The following is a 3213-nucleotide window of genomic DNA, read 5'->3' as shown; positions in this document are numbered from 1 at the left end:
CGACCAGATGCCAGAGCCGCGCTATGTGATCTCCATGGGCAGTTGTGCAAATGGCGGTGGTTACTACCACTATTCCTATTCGGTGGTGCGCGGGTGCGACCGCGTCCTGCCGGTGGACGTCTATGTGCCGGGCTGCCCGCCGACTGCCGAAGCGCTGCTTTACGGCATTCTGCTGCTGCAAAAGAAAATCCGCCGTACCGGCACCATCGAACGCTAGGATCACCCAGAATGGATGAAGCAATCCAGCTCGATCCGCTTGTGGAGCTCGGCGCGCATGTCGCCGGTGCGCTGGGGCCGGCGATCCTGTCCCATGCCGTTGCCTATGGCGAATTGACCCTGACGGCCGATGCGGCGCAGATCGTGGCGGTCGCCACTTTCCTGCGCGATGATCCGCGGTGCCGCTTCGTGAGTTTCGTTGATGTCTGCGGGGCCGACTATCCCGGGCGCGACAAGCGTTTTGATGTCATCTACCACTTCATGAGCCCCTATCTGAACCAGCGCATCCGTGTGCGGGTCGAGGCCGATGACGTGACCCCGGTTCCCAGCATCACCGGTGTGTTCAAGGGCGCCGACTGGTATGAGCGGGAAACCTACGATCTTTACGGCGTGCTGTTCTCCGGCCATGGCGATCTGCGCCGGATTCTCACCGATTACGGTTTCGACGGACACCCGCTGCGCAAGGACTTCCCCACCACCGGTTTCGTGGAAGTGCGCTATGACGAGGAGCGCAAGCGCGTGGTCTATGAGCCGGTCAAGCTCATGCAGGAATATCGTTCGTTCGACTATCTGTCGCCCTGGGAAGGCACCGATTATGTGCTGCCCGGCGACGAGAAGGCCAAGCCATGACCGTTGAAGCCGAAGTCCGCAATTTCACGATCAACTTTGGTCCCGTCCACCCCTCGGCGCATGGTGTTTTGCGCCTGATCCTGGAGCTGGATGGCGAAGTGGTCGAGCGGGTCGACCCTCATGTGGGGCTGCTCCATCGCGGCACCGAAAAGCTGATCGAGTCCAAGACCTATCTGCAGGCCGTGCCCTATTTCGACCGCCTCGACTATGTGGCGCCGATGAACCAGGAACACGCCTTCGCCCTGGCGGTGGAAAAGCTGCTCGGGCTGGAAGTGCCGCGCCGCGGCCAGTTGATCCGGGTGCTCTATTCGGAAATCGGGCGCCTGCTCGCCCATCTGATGAACGTCACCACGCAGGCCATGGACGTGGGCGCGCTGACCCCGCCGGTCTGGGGCTTCGAAGAGCGCGAAAAGCTGATGATCTTTTACGAGCGCGCTTCGGGCGCTCGCATGCATGCGGCCTATTTCCGTCCCGGCGGGGTTCATCAGGACCTGCCGCAGGCGCTGATCGATGACATCGAGGCGTTCTGCGATCCGTTCCTCAACTTCATCGAAGACCTCGATGTGTTGCTGACGGAAAACCGCATCTTCAAGCAGCGCAACGTCGATATCGGCGTGGTCAAGCTCGAAGACGCCTGGAATATGGGCTTTTCGGGGGTGATGGTGCGCGGCTCGGGCGCCGCATGGGACCTGCGCAAAAGCCAGCCCTATGAATGCTACGCCGAGATGGATTTCGACATTCCGGTGGGCAAGAACGGCGATTGCTGGGACCGCTATCTCATCCGCATGGAAGAGATGCGCCAGTCTACCAGGATCATGAAGCAGTGCGTGGCCAAGCTGAACGCCGCCGACGGCAAGGGCCCCGTGTCCTCCACTGACGGCAAGGTGGTTCCGCCCAAGCGCGGCGAGATGAAGCGGTCGATGGAAGCGCTCATCCACCATTTCAAGCTTTACACCGAGGGCTACAAGGTTCCGGCCGGCGAGGTCTATGCTGCGGTGGAAGCGCCCAAGGGCGAATTCGGCGTCTATCTGGTCAGCGACGGCAGTAACCGGCCGTATCGCTGCCATATCCGCGCGCCGGGCTTCGCGCATTTGTCAGCCATGGATTTTCTGTGTCGCGGCCATATGCTGGCTGACGTCTCGGCTATCCTAGGCTCGCTCGATATCGTGTTCGGAGAGGTTGATCGCTGATGGCTACGCGACGCCTTGCGGATGAGTCGGTTCAACCGGCCGAGTTCGCGTTCAATGCTGAAAACGCCAAATGGGCGGAATGGAAGATCGGGAATTATCCGCCCGGCCGGCAGGCTTCGGCGGTCATTCCGCTGCTGATGCGGGCGCAGGAACAGGATGGCTGGGTCAGTCGCGCCACCATCGAGACGATCGCCCAGATGCTGGATATGGCTTATATTCGCGTCCTGGAAGTGGCCACCTTCTACACCCAGTTCCAGTTGCAGCCGGTCGGCACCCGCGCCCATATCCAGGTTTGCGGCACGACGCCCTGCATGTTGCGCGGCGCCGAGGGGCTGATCGAGGTCTGCAAGAGCAAGATCCACCACGAGCCGCATCATCTCAATGAAGATGGCACGCTGAGCTGGGAAGAGGTGGAATGCGCCGGGGCCTGCGTGAACGCGCCGATGGTCGCCATTTTCCAGGATACTTATGAAGACCTGACCCCCGAGCGGCTGGAAGAGATCATCGACGCCTTCCACGCCGGCAAGGGCGACACCGTGAAGCCGGGCACCCAGATCAGCCGTGAAAATGCCGCCGCCGAAGGCGGGCGCACCACGCTGCTGGAGGCGCCCAGCGCCAAGCGCGAGAAATTCGTTCCACCACCGCAGCCCGAGGCCGAAGCCGCACCGGCGGCGCCCGCCGCCGCTCCCGCTCCTACCACGGCGTCCAAGCCCAAGGATGTGGCCGAGGAGAACGCTCCGGCGCTGAAGGGCACGCCCAGGCAGGCCAAGGTTTCCCTGGCCACCGCCGAACTCGAGCGCAAGCAGGCCGCCATCGAGGCCAAGGCCGATGGCCGGCCCAACAAGGCGATGCGGGAAAAGGCCGTGGGCGCCGAATCCAAGGCTGCAAGGCCGGCCCGCACCATCCTCGCGCCTGGCGCCAATCAGGCCAAGGGCGGGGACGCCCCTCTTGCCCCGCTGTTCGAAAAGCCGGAAGGCGCGGCGGACGATCTCAAGCTGATCTCGGGCGTGGGCCCGGTGCTGGAAGGGCGGCTCAACGCCCTGGGCATCACCCGCTTCGACCAGATCGCCAAGTTCAAGAAGGCCGATATCGTGCGTGTCGACGAGGTGCTGAATTTCCGGGGCCGCATCGAGCGCGACGAATGGATCAAGCAGGCCAAGGCGCTCGCCAAGGGCGG

Annotated in this window: 4 protein-coding genes; all 4 read left to right on the top strand. The window is 63.0% G+C overall.

What is annotated here, in order from left to right; translation table 11 throughout:
- Positions 1 to 217 (top strand): NADH-quinone oxidoreductase subunit NuoB (nuoB, locus tag VDP82_RS16145; protein WP_323015853.1); only part of this gene is annotated, 217 nt, incomplete at its 5' end.
- A gap of 11 nt (positions 218 to 228) precedes the next feature.
- On the top strand, positions 229 to 846 hold the full coding sequence (locus VDP82_RS16140) for an NADH-quinone oxidoreductase subunit C (RefSeq protein WP_323015852.1): 618 nt from the start codon (positions 229 to 231) through the stop codon (positions 844 to 846).
- Positions 843 to 2036, top strand: a complete 1194-nt coding sequence (locus tag VDP82_RS16135) for an NADH-quinone oxidoreductase subunit D (RefSeq protein ID WP_323015851.1) — start codon at positions 843 to 845, stop codon at positions 2034 to 2036. The genes VDP82_RS16140 and VDP82_RS16135 overlap by 4 nt, the downstream gene beginning before the upstream one ends.
- Positions 2036 to 3213, top strand: a 1178-nt coding sequence (gene nuoE / locus VDP82_RS16130; RefSeq protein ID WP_323015850.1) for an NADH-quinone oxidoreductase subunit NuoE, incomplete at its 3' end; no start/stop codon positions are given. The genes VDP82_RS16135 and nuoE, both read left to right, overlap by 1 nt.

The organism is Devosia sp. (assembly GCF_034675085.1).
Taxonomy (GTDB): Bacteria; Pseudomonadota; Alphaproteobacteria; order Rhizobiales; family Devosiaceae; genus Devosia.
This window is presented reverse-complemented; position numbering and strand designations above follow the sequence as displayed.

Excerpts from the sequence above, each read along its gene's own strand:
- VDP82_RS16140 (WP_323015852.1), top strand. The coding sequence starts at position 229 with ATGGATGAAGCAATCCAGCTCGATCCGCTTGTGGAGCTCGGCGCGCAT.
- VDP82_RS16135 (WP_323015851.1), top strand. The coding sequence starts at position 843 with ATGACCGTTGAAGCCGAAGTCCGCAATTTCACGATCAACTTTGGTCCC.